The sequence below is a fragment of the Tsukamurella sp. II2bb genome, from assembly GCF_057815145.1.
This window is the reverse complement of the sequence record NZ_JBYPZI010000004.1, coordinates 96357-113867: the sequence shown is the minus strand read 5'-3', so window position 1 is coordinate 113867 and position 17511 is coordinate 96357. Positions and strand designations below refer to the sequence as shown.

Below are 17511 nucleotides of genomic sequence, written 5' to 3'. Positions count from 1 at the left end.
CTCACTGTTCAGACATGATCTATGAGAGTCAGTGAAATCGCATTTCGACAAACTGATCTCGGTCGATCGGATCAAGCGAAATGGTAGGCTCGGACACGAATTTCTGCGGCGCTGTCCGGGCGCTCCTCGATCACACGACCACGCCCTAGGAGGGTGCGACCTTGACCGACGGGACGCGCATCGGTGCGACACTACGACGCTGCGTGATCGGGGTGATCGCCGTCCTGGCATCGGGATCGCTGCTCACGCCCGGAGCCGCATCGGCAGCTCCGGTGACGCCGTCGCCCAGCCCGTCGCCGCGTCCCGCCGCGCCCGCCAACCCGGGTGCTCCGGCTACGCCGAAGCCCGCGCCGGCCGGCCCGTCCGCGCCCGCGGCACCGTCGGCACCCGTGAAACCGAGCGCCCCCGTGCCCACGCAGACGCCGGCCCCGACGTCGGTCGCTCCGGGCGACCGGATCGACATCCTGCAGCGCTCGCTCGGCGGCGGACGCTTCGAATCGCTGCAGTGCACCATGGGATTCGCCGTCACCGCGCCGAACGGCGAGCGTCTCGGCGTGACCGCCGGGCACTGCGGTGCGCCGGAGCAGCCGGTCGGGGTCAAGAAGTGGATCGTCGGTGAGGTCGTGCAGTCGAAGACCCCGGAGGTCAAGGAGGATCCGAACCGCCCGGGGCACTACTCCCCCGTCGACCCGTACAGCCCGGACTGGGGCACCTTCCGGCTGACGGACCCGCAGGTGAAGCTCCTCTCCTCGGCACCTGGGATGGCACCGCGCTCGGTGGGGACCGCGCGCATCGGGGATCCGGTGTGCCAGTTGGGTTCTGTGAACGGGCGACGGTGCGGCAAGGTCACCAAGGTGATGGGTGACTGGATGGTCGCCGATATCGTGACCACCCAGGGCGACAGCGGCGGACCGCTGATCCGTACCTCCGACAACGCCGCGCTGGGCATCATCACCGACGCCGTGACGCTCACTGATCGTCACACCGGTCGGGTCACGCAGCAGCAGACGCAGTACTACTCGCTGGGTGCCGTCCTCCGCGCCACGGGCGGGGCGCGACTCGCGACCAACTGATCCCGCTCGGTGGCGCGCGGAGTTCACTACACTGCCGCCATGGCGATCCTGGACGTGGTCAAGACACGGTTTCTGCAGCTCGGGCGGCATCGAGCGGTTTCCCGGATGGTGCGCGCCACCGTCCCCTTGGACAAGGCGGTCACGCGGATCAGCCGCGGCAGCGTGCACCTCATCCCCGAGGCGCTGCTCCCGCAGCTCACCCTGACCACGATCGGCCGGCGCAGCGGCGTCCCCCGCGCCGTTCCCCTGCTGTACGTGCGCGACGGCGACGACTTCGTGGTGATCGCGTCCAACTTCGGGCAGAAGCACCACCCCGCGTGGTCCTACAACCTCGAGGCCACGCCCGACGCCGAAGTCCTCCTGGGCACCCGCCGCATCCCGGTGCGCGCACGCCTCCTCTCCGAGCAGGACCGCAAGCGCCTGTGGCCCAGCATCATCGCGATCTGGCCCGCGTACGACGACTACATCCGGTGGGCGGGCGATCGCACCATCAAGCTGTACCGGCTCACGCCTCGCTGACGGCGAGGAAGTCCCGCACGATCTCGGGTTCGACGGTGCGCGCGACCTCGGCCGCGCGCCCGGGCGTCAGGTCGACGGCGCCGAAGGCTCCCGCTGCGGTGGCCACCGTCAGGGTCGCGACCCCGGCGCGGCGCTGGAAGAAGGTGTCCCGCACGACGAAGCCGATCACCCCGTCGAACTCGAGGACGGTGCGCGTACGCGAGACGGTGCCCGCCCCGAGGACGACGGTGTCACCCTCGGTGACGGTGCCGAGGTGGGCGTAGCGCAGCCTGGCGCAGGCGACGGCGAGCACGGTCACCAGGATCGCCCCTGCGATCGGCAGCGCCTTCCACCCACCGGGGGCGACCGCGGCCAGCGCGACCAGAACGGCCACCGGGACGACCGCTGCGAGCAGGGACCGGGTGTACCGGCGGCGCGAGGCCGCCGGACCGTGCGCCGTCAGAGCGGTCTCCACGACGCCCGGCCGGCCGAGGATCTCGTCGGCGACCTGCACGGCCTCCGAGCGCGGCGCTGGCGGAAGCAGCGTGGGATTGCGATCGGTGCCCGTGGCGATCGCCCGGAGCTTCGCGCCGCCGGGGATCCGCATGAGGACCGGCTCGTGCAGCTGCACGCCGCGCACCCGCTTGCGCTCGATCGTGGCTGCCACCGTGGAGACCAGGCCGCGGCTAGTGTGCAGGGCACCGTCGGCGCGGCGGACCAGGCGGAAGCCCCAGAAGGCGAGCACGTAGGCCAGCACGGAGACCAGGATCGAGACCACGATGAGAAGCCCCACCGCGGACGGGATCACTACTGCGGCACCGAGGTCGAAGATCTTCGCGAACCACGACTCGGCGAGCTCGGAGCCGCGGTCGCGCAGGCCCGCCTCGTCGAGGATGCGGAAGCCGATGCCCGCGCCCGCCCCGACCACCGCGAAGCCCGTGAGCGAGAACGGCGCGAAGCGGATCCACTCCGGGCGGAGCCGGGCGAGTTCCTCCTCCGGCTCCGCGGCGGCGGGTATCACGCCCTCCCCCGCCTCGCGCGGGTCCGCGGGCGACGGTGCCTGGGTGCGGCGCAACAGATCGCGGCCGAGCTGATCCGCGACGGCGGTGGGGATCGGGTCGAGGACGAGCGCCGACTCCTTGCCACCGACACCGGTGCCCACCACGACCTTCCGGAGGCCCAGCGCGCGCTCGATGGGCCCGGCCGTGACGTCGACGCTGCGGATCCGGTCGCGCCGAGCGGTGGCCGAGACCTTGCGCACCAGGCCGTGGCGCAGTTCGAGCTGATCCCCGGTGACCCGCCACCGCGTGGTGAGCCACGGCAGGAGGCCCACCAACACACTGATCGCGACGCCGGCGAGGACGAAGAACATCGGCCCGGCGGTGCGGCCGAGGAAGAACACCCCGATCAGTGCCGGAATCAGCGACGGGATCGCCTTGATCACCCGGGTACCGATGCCCCACGGCGAGAGCCGGTTCCAGTCCGCCTCGTCAGGTCGCGTCATCGGTGTCCTCCGCGGCACTCACGGTGAGACCGGCAGCGATCGATTGCGCCGTCTCCGTGGGGAGGCCCGAGATCCGAACGGTGCCCGCCGACGAGGCGGTGGTGACCGTCACCGTCGACAACCCGAAGGCGCGTTCCAACGGGCCCGCGACGGTGTCGATGACCTGCACGCGGGAGACCGGGATCAGGACCCGCGTCCGCGTCAGCCAGCCCGCCTGCGAGTACACCGCGACGGCGTTGATCTCCCACCGGTGGAAGGCGTAGCGGAACCGCGGCATCACGACCAGGTGGGCCGCCGCGGCGGCCGCGAGGACGAGGAAGGCGGCCGCGGCGAGGAACCACGGGACGGCGGGGACGACCGCGAGGACCACTGTGACCAGCGGGATCACGACCACCCAGCGGATCGCGGCGCGCACCGTCCACCAGGTCTTCGCGCGGGGCGAGACCTGGTGTGCCGGCGGCCTGAGCACTTCGGCGGCGCCCACGACGTCGGGGGTTCCGGGATGGGTCATGCGCCCAGCTAAGCACGACATTCGGCTCCGTTGCCACCACCCGGCGATAGGGTGGCGCGATGACGACACACCCAGATGAACTGGCGGGCCTGACGGGCCTGTTCTCCGATCAGGAACGCGCGATCGCGGAGTCGGTGCGCGCGCTGACCGCGCGCGAGGTCGAGCCGCACGTGGCGGACTGGTTCGAGCGCGGCGAGATCGACGATCCCCGCGGACTGATGCGCGAACTCGGCGCGCTGGGCGTGCTCGGCATGCACCTCGACGGATACGGCTGCGCCGGAACCACCGCCACCGAGTACGGCGTGGCCTGCCTGGAGCTGGAGGCGTGCGATTCGGGGCTCCGCTCGATGGTCTCCGTGCAGGGCTCGCTCGCCATGTACGCCATCTGGAAGTGGGCGAGCGAGGAGGAGAAGCAGCGCTGGCTGCCCGGCATGGCCGCCGGCGAGCTGATCGGCTGCTTCGGGCTCACCGAGCCCGATCACGGGTCCGACCCCGCACACATGCGCACCCGGGCCCGCCGTGACGGCGCCGACTGGATCCTCGACGGCCGGAAGATGTGGATCACCAACGGCTCCCTCGCGGACGTCGCCGTGATCTGGGCGCAGACCGACGAGGGGATCCGCGGCTTCGCCGTCCCCACGGAAACAGCGGGTTTCAGCGCGCACACGATCAAGCACAAGATGTCCTTGCGCGCGTCCGTCACCGCGGAACTCGTGCTCGACGGTGTGCGCGTCACCGGTTCGGCCGCCTTCCCGGAGGTCCGCGGCCTGCGCGGCCCCCTCTCCTGCCTGAGCGAGGCACGGTACGGCATCGTCTGGGGCGCCATGGGCGCCGCGCGGACTGCGCTCGAGTGCGCGCAGCGATACGCCGCCGAGCGCGAGCAGTTCGGCCGGCCGATCGGCGGCTTCCAACTGACCCAGCAGAAGCTGGCCGACATGACCCTCGAGTACACGAAGGGGGTGCTGCTCGCCGTGCACCTGGGGCGACTCAAGGACGCGGGAACGCTCCGCCCCGAGCAGATCTCGATCGGCAAGCTGAACAACGTGCGCGAGGCGATCGACATCTGCCGCACCGCCCGCACCATCCTCGGCGCGAACGGCATCTCGCTCGAGTACCCCGTGATCCGGCACGCGAACAACCTGGAGAGCGTGCTGACCTACGAGGGCACCGTCGAGATGCACACCCTGATCCTGGGCCAGAAGCTCACCGGGCAGAGCGCCTTCCAGTGACCCGCCGATAGCTCGAAAACCGTCCCTGACCTGCCGATTTCACGTTTCGCCGCAGTCCTTGCTACTGTATTCCAGCACGCAGCGAGCGAGCAGCGGGCAGGCAGGCGCCATTAGCTCAATTGGCAGAGCAGCTGACTCTTAATCAGCGGGTTCGGGGTTCGAGTCCCTGATGGCGCACAATATCGAGAGAAGACCGGGTTTCTTACCCGGTCTTTTCTCGTTTCTGGGGCTTGTGGGCGTGGATTGGGCATGAAAACCCGTTCAGCGCAGCTCGATTGTCCGGTGCGCGGTTGAGCGGCTTCACGTACTGCCGCCTCGTTGTCTCCGAGGTCGGCCGCGTGATCGTCGCCGCAGCCTCGCACAACAACCCGCAGCTCCGACAGTTCGTCACGCCCGGCCCCGCCGCCGAAGCGTGCGTGACCGCGAACTGGCGGGCGATCTGCGCGGCTGCTTCCGCCTGACCGCCGAGTCTCCCCGGGTCCCGACCAACCAACCCCCTCGAAACCCGAACAAGGAGATTCACATGGTTCTACCCGTACTCACCGCCGAGCATCGCACCGCCGCCCTGGCCAAGGCCGCCGAGGCACGTACCGCACGCGCCCCGATCAAGGCCAGCTCAAGGCCGGCAACCTCACGCTCGCTGCCGTCCTCGGCCGCGCCGAGGAGCCCGCCGTCGGCAAGATGAAGGTCTCCGCGCTGCTCGAGTCCCTGCCCAAGGTCGGCAAGGTCAAGGCCTCGAGCTGATGACCGAGCTGGTCATCGCACCGACGCGACGGATCGCTGGCCTCGGTGACCGGCAGTACAAGGGGCAGCTGGCGAAGTTCGCGGCGTAGACCGCTGAGACAGCAACGGGCCCGTCACCAGGGATGGTGGCGAGCCCTGCGTTGCTCCTGGTCTAGATGGGTCTAGGCGATTCGGCAGCTCTGCGTGTACTCAGTGAGGAGCTTCGCGACCGCGTTGTTCGCTCCCTGCTCCTTGAAGAACGCGTTCCAGTCCCGATCTCCGCCCAGTACCTGGTACGCCATCTCCGAGTTGCACGCGTCCCGCGCTTTGATAGCCAGCCCCGCGGCCTGGACCGATGTCAGACTCGGCTGCAGCCCCTGAACCTTCTCCGTGGTCGGCGTCGGCGACGGCTCGGCATTCGCAGGGGCAGCAGCGAGTCCGACCAGCAACGACATTCCGGCGGCGACAGCAAACTTCTTCACGACAGCAGACGCTACCTCTTCACCACGGCAGCGCGCGGCTACCCGCTGCCGAGCCACTCCCCCAGCTGCTCCCAGCTCGGCGCCGGCTGCCCCCGGTGCGCCGCCGCGTATGCCGCGAGGTCAGCTCCATCCGCTGCCGCACCGCCGCGATCGCCCGCTCCTGCTCCGGCGTCGCAACCAATTCGCGGCGAACGTCATCCCACGACGTCACGATTGTCCCGTCAAACTTCTCCGCCAGACCCGGCGTCTGTGCAATCCGCTTCTCGCCGCCGGTCAGCTCGCCGCGCACGAACGTCGCCGTGACGTTGGTCCCGTTGCCCTCCAGTACCGGTTTCACCAGTTCGCTCATCCGCCAGCCCGCATACAGCAGCGCCCGCATCCGCACGTGCAGGTCGATCACGCACGCCGCCGCGAGCTCGACCCGCGCATCCTCCACCTCCTGCGCCAGGTCATGGCTCCGGTCGGGGCACCAGCCGTGCGCGTGCGCCCAGAGTCCGTCCGAGCAGACGTCGTAGACCAAGCCGTTTCCGAGATCCCAGCCGGGGTTCGCCGGCTCGACGACCTGCGCCGTCGCGAAGACAGCCGGGTCGTCGAGGACCGCGAAGTCCGAGTCCGACGCTCCGAAGTCGCCGGGCTGGAAAACGTGCCCCGCGCTCGTTCCGTCGCGGTGCGTCACCCGGACCCGATGCGGGCTCAGTGGACGGCCGCACCGCGATGATCAACTTCTTCAAGGAAGCCTGGGAGTAGCGGCGCAGCGGCCGTACTGCTCCGCGGCTCGGGATCGACCGCAACGGGAGAACAGGTCCGCGTTGGCGGGTTCGGGCGAAGTCATTGATACGGCGCGGCCGATCGTCTAATGGACACCTCGCGGAATCCGAACCTGTCGAGGAGTCGTCGAACGGTCGGTTCGGCAAGGGGATGCGTGATCTTTGGGCCGAGTACTACCTCGACTAGAGCGTCCGGGGGGAACTGCAGCTCGATGTAGGGCTTGAACAGGGTTCCCGATACGGGGTGAAACTGTACATCGACAGTGTCTAGGGTGCCGATGGCCAGCCGGCGGAACGGATCGTCAAGGGCAGTGAGGGCCTCGCGCTGCTTCGTCGATCTACCGCTGAAGTGCTCAGCGATCGCGATCCGATACTCCTGCTCATCCTTGAACGCTTCGTGCTTGACTCCCGGCAGAGCTCGTATCCAGGCGTGAGTTGCGGCCATCGTGTTGCCCAGCACGTACTCGTAGGACTCATCACCGTCCGCGCCAGCTACGTCGCGCGCAATACTCAGGAGCCCTTCGACCGCTGCGCGCCGAGCGTCGTCACCATATCGGACTTTCGTCAGACTCCCACGCTCACGGGCCTGTTCCCCCGTGTTGCAGTACTTCAGCGGTGTCGTGCGCCCGCCGGTCAAATGTGTCACGACGGGCGCCTCAAGGACCTCAATTTTCGTCGAGTCGAACCCGAGGGCGACTCCTCGCCCCTCGTCGCCGTACCGACTCCACTGGCTGAGCGCGTCGTCGAGCTCGGTGAAGCAGACGACGAACATCGCGGCGTCGAAGCTCGTGAGGTCGACTGCATCAAGGCGTTCGATGTTCTCCAGCTGGGCCCGGTACGCCTGCGAGTACCCGTCGCTGATTTCTGAGTCCCGCAGCCGACGTAGCTCCTGAAGGTAGGCATCCCAGACGTACCGCAGTTCTTGGGAATCGTTGAGATATCGATAGTCAGTGGCGCGGAGAACGCGGGTCCGAGCAATGCTTTGGAGGACCGCCGAGTTGGTGTAGTGAAAGAGAGTCTGTCCCACGAGGTCAACGTACAGACACTCTCAGGCCACCTCCCGTCGGTTCGCCTGAAGCGGGTAGCTGGTGCACGACTCCGTCATGCAACTCATAAGCTGCCGCTGCCGCGACGGGTGATGCGCCGCCGACCTACCAACTACTGCCCGGCTTCGCGAGCGTTGACCAGGCCGTGATCGCGGACTCGAGTCGATCGAGGACCAGTTGCTCGTCTACCGCCGTGTAGCGGGCCAGAGCATGAAGGTAGGTCAATGTCGCCCACGCTGCGTAGATTATGTGACCGGCCGTGGCGTTCGCCGGCGTGTACATCGAGGATGTTCGCGCTCCGATATCCGACGTCCTCCCTTCCGAATAGGTGGCGACGCCGCTTCTGCGGAACCTTCCATGTGCACTCGCGGACAAGATCGAGTAGGGAGCGGCAGCCAGGTCCGGTGCATCACTCAGGCCTGCCGCTCCAAACAGTTCACGAACGAGTGCCGACTCGGACGGTGGAATTTCGGCAGGGGGTTGGTCTGGCCGAACCAGGAACGGGCAGCCCGGCTTCTCCGCGCCGCCGGCAGCCTGGAGGCGGCTGATGATGGCGCGCATGGCGCTCTACACCCCTCGGGTGGTCACGCTGGTCTCAGCAGCCTTCGAAGCCGCATACCCGATGCCCTTCAGCTCGCCCGCGTTGAACGCAGCCGCTTCGCCGGAGAGCGACGGCCACGACGGGGTTACCGATCCCTCGTCCGGCGAGGGTCCTGCGCCGCGATAGCGCGCACCCGACTCTGATACATGGCCGAGCCGGGGTAGTCCTTGTCGATCTTGCCGAGAATGAACGCCATGTCCAGGACACGATTCTTGACCTTGACCCTGAGCAGATTCTCCTTATAAGATACGCGATTACGCAGGCCCCGAAGCCGTCCATGCGTGATCCGATGACGTAACGGCCAGCATCGTCGGCGGGCACGCCCGGGAACGCTGCGTGCACCCTTGCGTCCACAGAGCCAGCACCTTGGTCTGGTCCGGGTTCGAAGTTTCCCCAGGAGAACCGACCCCGACCCCAGGGTCAACTGCGCGATCACGTCGTGCGTGGGAGGAGCCCCTTCCGCGCGTGCCCCACACGCCGGGTGTTGGACTCCGCCTGGGCGTAGTTGCGTGCACGGTGCGGAACGCGACCTGACAGGTCATACACGAGCTGTCCCGTCTGATGCTGGAGAGACCACTCCGCAGGACTACCTTGGGCTGTGTTCCAGTCTGCAAGCGCCCGGTTCTTGGAGTTTCGGACGAGGACCTCAACGTTCGATACCAGCGAGTGCAGCGCGCCCGCGAGTTCGGTCCGAGCCGAACATACGTCACAATCCCCAGGTGTAGGCGCCGGTCGGGCCGACCTTGCAGATCGCGGTACCTTCTCCGTTCGTCCCCGCCGCGGGCGCTTGAGCCCCCGGGCTCGAGCAGGCCGTACCGATTCTCACTGAAGGCCGGAGGCTGGCGGTCTTGCTGATCCACACGCCGTCGAGGCCGCTGCAATACATCGTTCCGTCCGCGGAATCTTGCTGTATGCCCGGGTTGCAAGTCGCCCCCGCGACTTCCGGCCGGGCGGCTGCGGGAGAAGTGGCCGTCGGCACCACTCGCACGGTTGTGGTCGCTGTCGTCACGGGCACCGTGGTGGTCGTGGGCGTCGATGGCGTCACGCTCACAGTTACCGGCGGCGCCGCCGGCACCGTCGACGTCGAGCTCGTCACCGCAGCCGGCGCCTCTCCCTCACCGGACCTGCCCACGTACACGCCGAGCACCGTCGCCGCCACTGCCAGGACGGCGACGACCGCGGCGAGGATCGGTACGGTGCGTGATTTCCTGCCCGGTGCCACCGCGGGACGCAGATGGGTGGCATCCGGATCGTTCGCCGATCCGGAAAGCGCTCGCAACTCCGTGACCGCGTCCGGCGCGATCTCCCGCTTCGGCACAGCCGGCACCACGACCGCAGCCGCGTCGCCCAGCAGCCCGTCCATCGCGACCCGCACCGCGTCCGTGAACTCGGAGCAGCTCTGGAACCTCTCCTCGGGCCGCTTCGCCAGGACCTTCGCGAACACCGCATCCAGCTCCGCCGGCAGCTGCGGCGCAACCTCGCTCACCGAAGGCGGGGCCTGGTTCAGGTGCGCGTTCATCAACGCGGTGATCGACTTCCCCGAGAACGGCGGCTGCCCGGTGAGCAGATGAAACGCGGTGCAGCCCAGAGAGTAGACATCGGCGCGGTTGTCGAGGTCCTCCCCCTCGATCGCCTCCGGCGAGATGTACTGCATCGTCCCGACCGTGATCCCGGTCGAGGTCAACGACGTGGCCTCGCCCGCGGCCTTGGCGATGCCGAAGTCGGCGAGTTTGACGGCCTCGAGTTCGGATCCGTCGACGCCGAGCAGGATGTTGGCGGGTTTCACATCCCGGTGCGTGATCCGCTGCTTGCGCCACGCGTAGTCCAGGGCCGCGCCCGCACCGGCGATGAGCTGCACCGCAAGAGCGGGATCGAGAGCACCACCGGCCTTGAGCAGTTCGGCGGCGTCGGTGCCGTCGACGTACTCCATCGTGATCCACAGCCGGCCGTCGAACTCCCCGCGGTCGTGCAGCGTCACGATGTTCGGATGCGACAGCTGCGCCAGCAGGTCCGCCTCACGCTGGAACCGCACCTTGAAATCGTCGTTACGCGAGACCCCGGCATCGAGCAGTTTCAACGCGTCCCGCCGCGGCAGCCGCGGATGCTGGACCAGGAAGACCTGCCCCATGCCACCGGCACCCAATTGGCGGACGACACGGTACCCGGCGATCTCGGTGATGCTCACCCGGCGAGTGTGTCATGCGGTGCCGACAAGTCCCGTGGCGGCCGCGCAGGCCAACAGGTTTTTCGCCTCGGCAAGGGGCCGAGCGACGGCGAGGTTTTAGGCTTCTAATTTTAGTTGCGCTAAGTTATTATGAGATTGAGTGCGAGGAGCAACCAACCTCACCTGCCGTCCGCAGATCCTCCCCGCGCTCTCACCCACGGCTGGACGACGGGGGCGGCGATTCAGTCGTCCTCGTCGTCCTTGCCACCCCGGTAGCCGAGCGCCATGGCGAAAGCGATGCCGAGCGCCAGCCCGACCCCGATGCCCGCGGTCGCATTTCCCAGCACGGTCCCGATGCCGGCCCCGAGCACGACGCCGATCGCCAGCCCCAGCGCCAGCTTGTTGTAGCCCTTGTCACTCCACGGCCCGGGGGCTCGATCGCCCTCACCCCGGGCGCCGGATTCGGGGGCGTCATCGTCGTTGCTCACACCCCGCACCGTACCGGCGGAGGCCCCGCCGCACCCCGGTAGAATCAGGAGCAATCGGTCGCGAGTCGACCGACATCCGATCGACTCTTCTGGAGCTGAGCCATGCGCATTCGTCCTGCCGTGATCCGACGCACCCTCACGGCGGTGTCAGTCACGACCGTCGCCGCTGCACTGGTCGCCGGTTGCACGTCGTCGGAGAAGGTCGCACTGCCGGGCGTCGACCAGAAGATCACGGACTCGACGCCCTTCTTCGACCTGCTGCGCCCGCAGATCACCTCCACCGTCACGAACGGCGCGGTCGACGTGCAGCCCGGCGTCCCGGTCAAGGTCAACGCGAGCGGCGGCACCCTCACGAAGGTCGTGATGACGAACGCGGACGGCAAAGAGGTCTCCGGCAGGCTCGCGGACGACGGCCGGTCCTGGAGCAACACCGAGCCGCTCGGCTACAACAAGACCTACAAGCTGCGCGCCGAGGCCAACGGCATCGGCGGCGTGAACGTCGCGAACGAGACCTTCAGCACGCAGTCGCCGAACAACCTGGTGCAGGCCTACTTCACCACCGCCGACAATTCCACCGTCGGCATCGGCCAGACCGTCGGCGTGAAGTTCGACGAGCGCATCGTCGACCGCGCGGCCGCGCAGCGGGCCATCCGGATCGTGACCGATCCGCCTGTCGAGGGCGCGTTCTACTGGATCAGCCAGTCCGAGGTGCGGTGGCGCCCGGAGAGCTACTTCAAGCCCGGCACCAAGGTCAGCGTCGACGTCAAGATCTACGGCGTCGACCTGGGCAACGGCACCTTCGGCCAGAAGGACGCCTCCACCCGGTTCACCGTGGGCGACGAGGTGATCACCACCGTCTCCGACAAGGACAAGATCGTCCGGGTCACGAAGAACGGCAAGCTCATCAAGACCATGCCCACCTCCATGGGCGGCCCCGGCAACGAGACCCCGAACGGCGTCTACATCATCGGCGACCAGCGCGAGAACATGATCATGGACTCGTCCACCTACGGCGTCGCGGTGAACTCCCCCAACGGCTACCGCACGCAGGTGGACTACGCGGTCCAGATGTCCTACAGCGGCATCTACCTGCACAGCGCCCCCTGGTCGGTGAACCAGCAGGGCTACTCCAACGTGAGCCACGGGTGTCTCAACGTGAGCACCGAGAACGCCCTGTGGTTCCTGCAGAACACCAAGCGCGGCGACATCGTCAAGGTCACCGACACCTCGGGCCCCGCACTGGAGGGCACCGACGGGCTAGGCGACTGGAACATCCCGTGGTCCGTGTGGCGCGCCGGCAACACGAAGGTCGGGTAGCGCGGCGTCCGTCTGCGGGGCGTCGACGGTGACCGTCGGCGCACCGTCGAAGCCCGGACGGGCGGTGCCGACGAAGGCCCGCAACCAGTCGAGCAGGACCGCGACGCGGTTGCCCATGCCGGCCAGGTAGTAGAGGTGCACGGCGAGCCAGCCGGCCCACGCGACGATGCCGGTCATGCCCGGCAGGCCGAGCGGCGGCGCGATCACGGCATGCGGGGTGTCGATCATCGCCATGCTGCCCTTGTCCAGGTAGCGGAAGTGCGTGCCGGGCCCCTTCGCGCCGCGGATGATGTCGGCGGCGTGCCGGCCCTGCTGCATGGCGACGGGGCTCTGCCCGGGAAGGCCACCCAAGTTGGTCATGTCGCCGAGGGCGAAGACATCGGCGCGGCCGCCGACGGTGAGGTCCCGGTTGATGAGGAGACGGCCGTTGCGGTCCGTGTCACAGCCGGTGGCCTCGGCGATCACGCCCGCGAGCGGGGTGGCCTTGACGCCGGCCGACCAGACGACGGTGCCCGCGGCGATCTCGCGCGCGACTCCGGCCCCGTCCTCGACCGTGACGACACCGTCCTCGATGGCGGTGACGACGGTGCCGGTGTGCACCGTGACGCCGGCCTTGTCCAGGGTCGCGCGGGTGTAGCCCGAGAGGGTGCCGCCGTAGAAGGGCAGGACATCGTCGGCGCCCTCGACCAGGTGGATCCGGATCTCGGCACCGCGGTGGAAGCGACGGGCGAGCTCGGCGACCTGGCCGGCCACCTCGACCCCCGTGGCGCCTGCGCCGACCACGACGACGGTGCGCGCGGGGCTCTCCGCGGGGGCGGCGAACGCGGCGCGCAGCCGCACGCGGAGATTCTCGGCGTCCTCGAGGGTCTTGAGGGCGAAGGTGCGGCTCTCCCACTCGTCGTGGCCGAAGTAGGCCTGCGCCGCGCCGGCGGCGACGATCAAGTAGGTGTACCCGATCTGCTCGATCCCGTCCTCGGTGGCGTAGGTCACGACCTTGCGTTCGGCGTCGACCTCGGTGACGTACCCGGTCACGACGTCGACGGTGCGGCGGCGGCGCAGGACATCGGCGATCGGGGGCGCGATGCGCTCGCCGGCGGTGACGCCGGTCGCCACCTGGTACAGCAGGGGCTGGAAGAGGTGGGTGCCGTTCGCCGAGATGAGGGTGGTCTCGATGTTCGACTTCGCGAGCTGCTTCGCGGCGGCGAGGCCGCCGAATCCCGAGCCGATCACCACCACGTGGGTGCTGCGCATGATGTCTCCTCTTCCGGACGTCGTTGTCTATTACCAGGTTGCTGCATGGATCGACTGGCTTCAACCTGGTAGATCGCCTTCCTGTTGATGCGAACCATCTGTTCTGTTCATAGAATGGTGGAATGGAATTCCGCCAGCTCGAGTACCTCGTCGCGGTCGCCGATCACGGCGGCTTCTCCCGGGCGGCGCGGCAGTGCTTCGTCTCGCAGTCCGCGGTGAGCCATCAGATCGCAGCCCTGGAGAAGGAGCTGGGCGCCGAACTCTTCGAGCGTGCGGGTCGGCGGGTGCGTCTCACCGACGCGGGCGAGGCCCTGCTTCCCCGCGCTCGGGAGCTACTGCGGCAGCGGGACGAGGCGATCGATGCCGTCCGCCCGCGGCCGGACCGGATCCGCCTCGCGGCGAACATGTCCTTCGCCCGATCCGCCCTCGCCGCGGCCTCGGCGGTGCGGGAGCGGCACCCGGGCGCGGAGATCGACTTCCTCATCAAGCCCTTCGCGCAGCGCATCGCCGCGGTGAAGTCGGGCGAGGCCGATCTCGCCCTGATCCGCGGCCGGCTCGACGAACCCGGGCTCTACCTGGAGCCGCTCTGGGTCGACCACCCGCTCATCGCGTTCTCCACCCGGCACCCCCTCGCGGCGCTCGGGCGGGCACCGTCGACCGCGGAACTGGCGCGCTATCCCCTGCTCCTGCCACCCCCGCACCGGCAGGTGCTGCTGCACCGCCTGGTGGAGAAGGTCTTCGCCGCCGACGGCCTCGACGTGCTCCTCGGGCCCGAGATCCGCGACGATCACCCGGTGGCCTTCGAACTGATCAACCACCCCGACGGTTGGACCCTGCTGTACGAGGACCCGCGCCAGCCCGGGATCGCCAGCCGGCCCGCGCCGGGCTTCACCCTGCCCGTCTCCGCCGTGCTGCGCACCGACGCCGCCCCCAACCCGCTGGTGGCCGAGCTCCTCGTGGGCCTGTCGAACGGCTACCGCCGTACTGGTCAGCCCTGACCGATACGGTAACCGGCATGACTACTTCAGCGCGTCTGCAGCCGGGCGATCCGGCACCGTCGTTCACCCTGCCCGACCAGGACGGCAATCCCGTCTCGCTGTCCGACTACCGCGGCCGGCGCGTCGTCCTGTACTTCTACCCCGCCGCGATGACGCCCGGCTGCACCAAGCAGGCCTGCGACTTCCGCGACAACCTCGCGGATTTCGGCGACGCCGGGCTCACCGTCCTCGGTGTCTCCCCCGACAAGCCGGAGAAACTCAAGAAGTTCCAGGAGCGCGATGCGATCAGTTTTCCCCTCCTCTCCGACCCCGATAAGCGGGTGCTTAGCGAGTACGGAGCCTTCGGTGAGAAGATGATGTACGGCAAGACCGTGACAGGTGTCATCAGATCGACGTTCGTGATCGACGCGGACGGCGCCATCGAGGTGGCGCAGTACAACGTGCGCGCGACCGGGCATGTCGCCAAGTTGCGCCGCGACCTGAAGCTCTAGAGAGGAAGCCCACCGACGTGGAACGCACCATCTACTCCGAGGATCACCTCCAGTTCGGCTCGGCGGTACGGGATTACCTGCAGAAGCACGTCATCCCGCACGCCGAGGAGTACATCGACGACAAGCTGATCCCGCGCGAGGTCTGGCGCGGCCTCGGCGAGCAGGGTGTCCTCGGTCTCGAGATCCCCGAATCCTACGGCGGTGGCGAGGCCAGCGACTACCGATTCAACGCCGTGGCCCAGGAGGAACTCGCGGCGGTGGCCATGGCCTTCGCCAGCTCGGTGGGCATCGACTTCGACATCGCGACGCCGTACATCGTGCAGCTCGGCACCGACGAGGCGAAGCAGCAGTGGCTCCCCGCCATCGCCGCCGGTGAGGCCGTCGCCGCGATCGGCATGACCGAGCCCTCCGCCGGCTCCGACCTGGCGGGGATCAAGTCGACCGCCGTGCGCAGCGGCGACGACTGGATCCTCAACGGCTCGAAGACCTTCATCACCAACGGCTACACCTGCGATGTCGCCGTGATCGCCGCCAAGACCAACCCCGACGCCAAGGCCCGCGGCATCTCCCTGTTCGCCGTGGACTGCTCGCTGCCCGGCTTCGAGCGCGGCCGCAAGCTCGACAAGGTGGGCCAGCCCGAGGCCGACACCGCCGAGCTCTTCTACTCCGACCTGCGGGTGCCCGCCAGCGCCCTGATCGGCGAGGTGGACCGCGGTTTCTACCACATGATGGAGAAGCTTCCGCAGGAGCGCATCGGCTCCGCGGTGGGCAACGTGGCGCACGCCAAGCAGATCCTCGCCGAGACCATCGAGTACGCGCGCGAGCGCAAGGCCTTCGGCGCGTCCATCGGCTCGTTCCAGCACAACAAGTTCCTGCTGGCCGAGCTGGTGACCAAGATCGAGATGGTGCAGGCCTACGTCGACCAGGCCGTCGCCGCGCACGCCGAGGGCACCTTGACGGCCGTCGACGCCGCGAAGGTCAAGTACGTCTCCGCCGAGATCCAGAACCAGGTGCTCGACTCCTGCGTGCAGCTGCACGGCGGCTACGGGTACATGCGCGAGTACCGCGCCGCCCGCGCCTGGATGGACGCCCGCGTGACCCGCATCTGGGCCGGCTCATCCGAGATCATGAAGGAGATCATCGGGCGCGACCTCGCGCTGTAGATCCGGCCACTGGCCGGTTCGGCGACGGCGGCACCTCGCGCTGCAGCGCGAGGTGCCGCCGTTCGATCATCGCCGCCGCACGCGATCCGCGCCGGCGACCCGACGCACCGTCGGACGGGCCGTCTCAGGTGGACCAGATGTCCATCGGAACCGCCCGCACCGCCCGGCCCGACGCGTCGAGCTCCCGCCCCACCCGCTTGATCGAGCGCAGCACCACGGACCGGTCGAGCACCGTAAGGCCCGGGGCGTGCTCGGCGAGAGCGGCCTCGACGGCCGGCACCTCCTGGATCGAGTGCGCCGCGACCGCGAGCAGGGTATCGGCGCGCCCGCCGACGATGCGCCACAGCACGCGGAGCCCGGGCACGTGCCGCAGGAGCGCATCGACCGTCGCGGAGTCGTCACCGTCGATCGTGCCCCAGACCCATAGGATCAACGGCCACCCGGAGGCAGCCAGGGACATGTCGCACCGCAGGACGACCCGGTCGGTGGCGATCAGGTCGGAGAGCCTGCGCCGGGCCGTGCTCTCGCCGATGCGGCAGCGCCGCGCGAGCTCGCCGACCGGCATCCGGCCGTCCTCGCCGAGCAGCAGGATCAGTCTCCGGTCAATCGCGTCGTACGGGCGCGCGGACGCCCGCGGCGCCTCCGGAGTCCGACGGTGCCGGCTCATCGCCGCGACCTGCGCACGGTCCAGTGCCTTGAGCCGCCATTGATCGCCCATCGTGACGACGCGGATGATGACGTGGCTGCGCGTCCCCGCGACGCCCGGGATCCGCGCGAGGTCGCCCAGGAGGAAGTCGGACAACGCGGCCATGTCGCGCATGTCGGCGAGCATCATGAGCGAGCGCGGGCCGCTCGTGTGCTCGATGTTGAGCACGTGGGGGAACCGGGCGATCCGCTGCGCGATCGCCCGGGCGGACGGCGCGTCACAGCTCACCTCGATCACCGCGAGGCACGATTCGGCGCCGCCGTGGCCCGCCGCCCGGCCCGCGACCCAGGCCGTGCCGTCGCCGCTCAGCCGCGACCACCGACGGGAGGCCGTCGCGGGGTCGACCCCGACGACCTCGCCCACGAGCGACCACGGCGCTCGGGGCGCGATCTGCAGGCAGTTGACGATGGCCAAGTCGATCTCGTCGACGACGGTTTCGCGCAGAGAATCAGACATCACGATCGATATCCTGCGGAGACGGCTGAAATCTGGAGCATGA

Annotated in this window: 18 protein-coding genes, 1 tRNA gene and 1 pseudogene; 10 read left to right on the top strand and 10 right to left on the bottom strand. The window is 68.7% G+C overall.

What is annotated here, in order from left to right; genetic code table 11:
- Nucleotides 1-145 precede the first annotated feature (145 nt).
- Nucleotides 146-415, bottom strand: a complete 270-nt coding sequence (locus AC21LY_RS11220; protein WP_489046546.1) for a hypothetical protein — start codon at nt 413-415, stop codon at nt 146-148.
- Here AC21LY_RS11220 and AC21LY_RS11215 point away from each other — a divergent pair.
- Together AC21LY_RS11215 and AC21LY_RS11210 are read left to right on the top strand one after the other, a co-directional pair.
- Complete coding sequence (locus tag AC21LY_RS11215) at nt 408-1073, top strand: chymotrypsin family serine protease (protein WP_489046545.1); 666 nt, start codon at nt 408-410, stop codon at nt 1071-1073. The two genes, AC21LY_RS11220 and AC21LY_RS11215, sit on opposite strands and share 8 nt — an antisense overlap.
- Before the next feature lie 39 nt (nt 1074-1112).
- The gene (locus AC21LY_RS11210; RefSeq protein WP_489046544.1) at nt 1113-1592 is read left to right on the top strand and encodes a nitroreductase/quinone reductase family protein; all 480 of its coding nucleotides are present in this window, start codon (nt 1113-1115) and stop codon (nt 1590-1592) included.
- Here the strand turns inward: AC21LY_RS11210 and AC21LY_RS11205 are convergent.
- Both AC21LY_RS11205 and AC21LY_RS11200 read right to left on the bottom strand, forming a co-directional pair.
- Nucleotides 1579-3075 carry a PH domain-containing protein gene (locus AC21LY_RS11205; protein ID WP_489046543.1) on the bottom strand — a complete coding sequence of 499 codons (1497 nt, stop codon included), beginning with the start codon at nt 3073-3075 and terminating at the stop codon, nt 1579-1581. The genes AC21LY_RS11210 and AC21LY_RS11205 overlap by 14 nt on opposite strands.
- Nucleotides 3062-3586 carry a PH domain-containing protein gene (locus AC21LY_RS11200; RefSeq protein ID WP_489046542.1) on the bottom strand — a complete coding sequence of 175 codons (525 nt, stop codon included), beginning with the start codon at nt 3584-3586 and terminating at the stop codon, nt 3062-3064. The genes AC21LY_RS11205 and AC21LY_RS11200 overlap by 14 nt, the downstream gene beginning before the upstream one ends.
- Nucleotides 3587-3645: 59 nt before the next feature.
- Here AC21LY_RS11200 and AC21LY_RS11195 point away from each other — a divergent pair, with 59 nt between their 5' ends.
- From AC21LY_RS11195 to mihF, 4 genes and pseudogenes are all read left to right on the top strand, one after another.
- Nucleotides 3646-4815 (top strand): acyl-CoA dehydrogenase family protein, encoded by a 1170-nt coding sequence (locus tag AC21LY_RS11195; protein ID WP_489046541.1) that lies wholly within the window; start codon nt 3646-3648, stop codon nt 4813-4815.
- Nucleotides 4816-4919: 104 nt separating this feature from the next.
- Nucleotides 4920-4992, top strand: a tRNA-Lys gene (locus AC21LY_RS11190).
- A 113-nt stretch (nt 4993-5105) separates the two neighbouring features.
- On the top strand, nt 5106-5276 hold the full coding sequence (locus tag AC21LY_RS11185; protein WP_489046540.1) for a hypothetical protein: 171 nt from the start codon (nt 5106-5108) through the stop codon (nt 5274-5276).
- 62 nt (nt 5277-5338) lie between these two features.
- Nucleotides 5339-5648 (top strand): annotated as a pseudogene (mihF, locus tag AC21LY_RS11180) (integration host factor, actinobacterial type).
- Nucleotides 5649-5720: 72 nt separating this feature from the next.
- On the opposite strand, the gene AC21LY_RS11175 reads toward mihF, so the two are convergent.
- From AC21LY_RS11175 to AC21LY_RS11155, 5 genes are all read right to left on the bottom strand, one after another.
- A complete protein-coding gene (locus AC21LY_RS11175) occupies nt 5721-6020 on the bottom strand; it encodes a hypothetical protein (RefSeq protein WP_489046539.1) in 300 nt (99 codons plus the stop codon).
- 19 nt (nt 6021-6039) lie between these two features.
- The gene (locus AC21LY_RS11170) at nt 6040-6696 is read right to left on the bottom strand and encodes a hypothetical protein (RefSeq protein ID WP_489046538.1); all 657 of its coding nucleotides are present in this window, start codon (nt 6694-6696) and stop codon (nt 6040-6042) included.
- Between the two features lie 152 nt (nt 6697-6848).
- Nucleotides 6849-7814, bottom strand: coding sequence for a DUF2971 domain-containing protein (locus tag AC21LY_RS11165; RefSeq protein ID WP_489046537.1), 966 nt, complete (start codon nt 7812-7814; stop codon nt 6849-6851).
- A gap of 1326 nt (nt 7815-9140) precedes the next feature.
- Complete coding sequence (locus AC21LY_RS11160; RefSeq protein ID WP_489046536.1) at nt 9141-10619, bottom strand: serine/threonine-protein kinase; 1479 nt, start codon at nt 10617-10619, stop codon at nt 9141-9143.
- Nucleotides 10620-10840: 221 nt separating this feature from the next.
- Nucleotides 10841-11086 (bottom strand): hypothetical protein, encoded by a 246-nt coding sequence (locus AC21LY_RS11155; protein ID WP_489046535.1) that lies wholly within the window; start codon nt 11084-11086, stop codon nt 10841-10843.
- A gap of 102 nt (nt 11087-11188) precedes the next feature.
- Here AC21LY_RS11155 and AC21LY_RS11150 point away from each other — a divergent pair, with 102 nt between their 5' ends.
- Complete coding sequence (locus AC21LY_RS11150; RefSeq protein ID WP_489046534.1) at nt 11189-12403, top strand: L,D-transpeptidase; 1215 nt, start codon at nt 11189-11191, stop codon at nt 12401-12403.
- Here AC21LY_RS11150 and AC21LY_RS11145 read toward each other — a convergent pair.
- Nucleotides 12344-13654: an NAD(P)/FAD-dependent oxidoreductase gene (locus tag AC21LY_RS11145; RefSeq protein ID WP_489046533.1), complete on the bottom strand. Its 1311-nt coding sequence runs from the start codon at nt 13652-13654 to the stop codon at nt 12344-12346. The two genes, AC21LY_RS11150 and AC21LY_RS11145, sit on opposite strands and share 60 nt — an antisense overlap.
- A gap of 122 nt (nt 13655-13776) precedes the next feature.
- Between AC21LY_RS11145 and AC21LY_RS11140 the strand changes: the two genes are divergently transcribed.
- Genes AC21LY_RS11140 through AC21LY_RS11130 form a run of 3 tightly spaced genes read left to right on the top strand, consistent with a single transcriptional unit; the run spans nt 13777 to nt 16306 of the window.
- Nucleotides 13777-14652 (top strand): LysR family transcriptional regulator, encoded by an 876-nt coding sequence (locus AC21LY_RS11140; protein ID WP_489046532.1) that lies wholly within the window; start codon nt 13777-13779, stop codon nt 14650-14652.
- 17 nt (nt 14653-14669) lie between these two features.
- Nucleotides 14670-15143: a thioredoxin-dependent thiol peroxidase gene (gene bcp, locus AC21LY_RS11135; RefSeq protein WP_489046531.1), complete on the top strand. Its 474-nt coding sequence runs from the start codon at nt 14670-14672 to the stop codon at nt 15141-15143.
- Between the two features lie 17 nt (nt 15144-15160).
- On the top strand, nt 15161-16306 hold the full coding sequence (locus AC21LY_RS11130) for an acyl-CoA dehydrogenase family protein (RefSeq protein ID WP_489046530.1): 1146 nt from the start codon (nt 15161-15163) through the stop codon (nt 16304-16306).
- A gap of 124 nt (nt 16307-16430) precedes the next feature.
- Here AC21LY_RS11130 and AC21LY_RS11125 read toward each other — a convergent pair whose 3' ends face one another.
- Nucleotides 16431-17468 carry an Lrp/AsnC family transcriptional regulator gene (locus AC21LY_RS11125; RefSeq protein ID WP_489046529.1) on the bottom strand — a complete coding sequence of 346 codons (1038 nt, stop codon included), beginning with the start codon at nt 17466-17468 and terminating at the stop codon, nt 16431-16433.
- Nucleotides 17469-17511: the final 43 nt, after the last annotated feature.

Bases quoted from the DNA above. Each gene is read 5' to 3' on its own strand.
- bcp (WP_489046531.1), top strand. From the start codon at position 14,670: ATGACTACTTCAGCGCGTCTGCAGCCGGGCGATCCGGCACCGTCGTTC.
- AC21LY_RS11150 (WP_489046534.1), top strand. From the start codon at position 11,189: ATGCGCATTCGTCCTGCCGTGATCCGACGCACCCTCACGGCGGTGTCA.
- AC21LY_RS11145 (WP_489046533.1), bottom strand. From the start codon at position 13,654: ATGCGCAGCACCCACGTGGTGGTGATCGGCTCGGGATTCGGCGGCCTC.
- AC21LY_RS11200 (WP_489046542.1), bottom strand. From the start codon at position 3,586: ATGACCCATCCCGGAACCCCCGACGTCGTGGGCGCCGCCGAAGTGCTC.
- AC21LY_RS11205 (WP_489046543.1), bottom strand. From the start codon at position 3,075: ATGACGCGACCTGACGAGGCGGACTGGAACCGGCTCTCGCCGTGGGGC.
- AC21LY_RS11125 (WP_489046529.1), bottom strand. From the start codon at position 17,468: ATGTCTGATTCTCTGCGCGAAACCGTCGTCGACGAGATCGACTTGGCC.
- AC21LY_RS11140 (WP_489046532.1), top strand. From the start codon at position 13,777: ATGGAATTCCGCCAGCTCGAGTACCTCGTCGCGGTCGCCGATCACGGC.
- AC21LY_RS11195 (WP_489046541.1), top strand. From the start codon at position 3,646: ATGACGACACACCCAGATGAACTGGCGGGCCTGACGGGCCTGTTCTCC.
- AC21LY_RS11210 (WP_489046544.1), top strand. From the start codon at position 1,113: ATGGCGATCCTGGACGTGGTCAAGACACGGTTTCTGCAGCTCGGGCGG.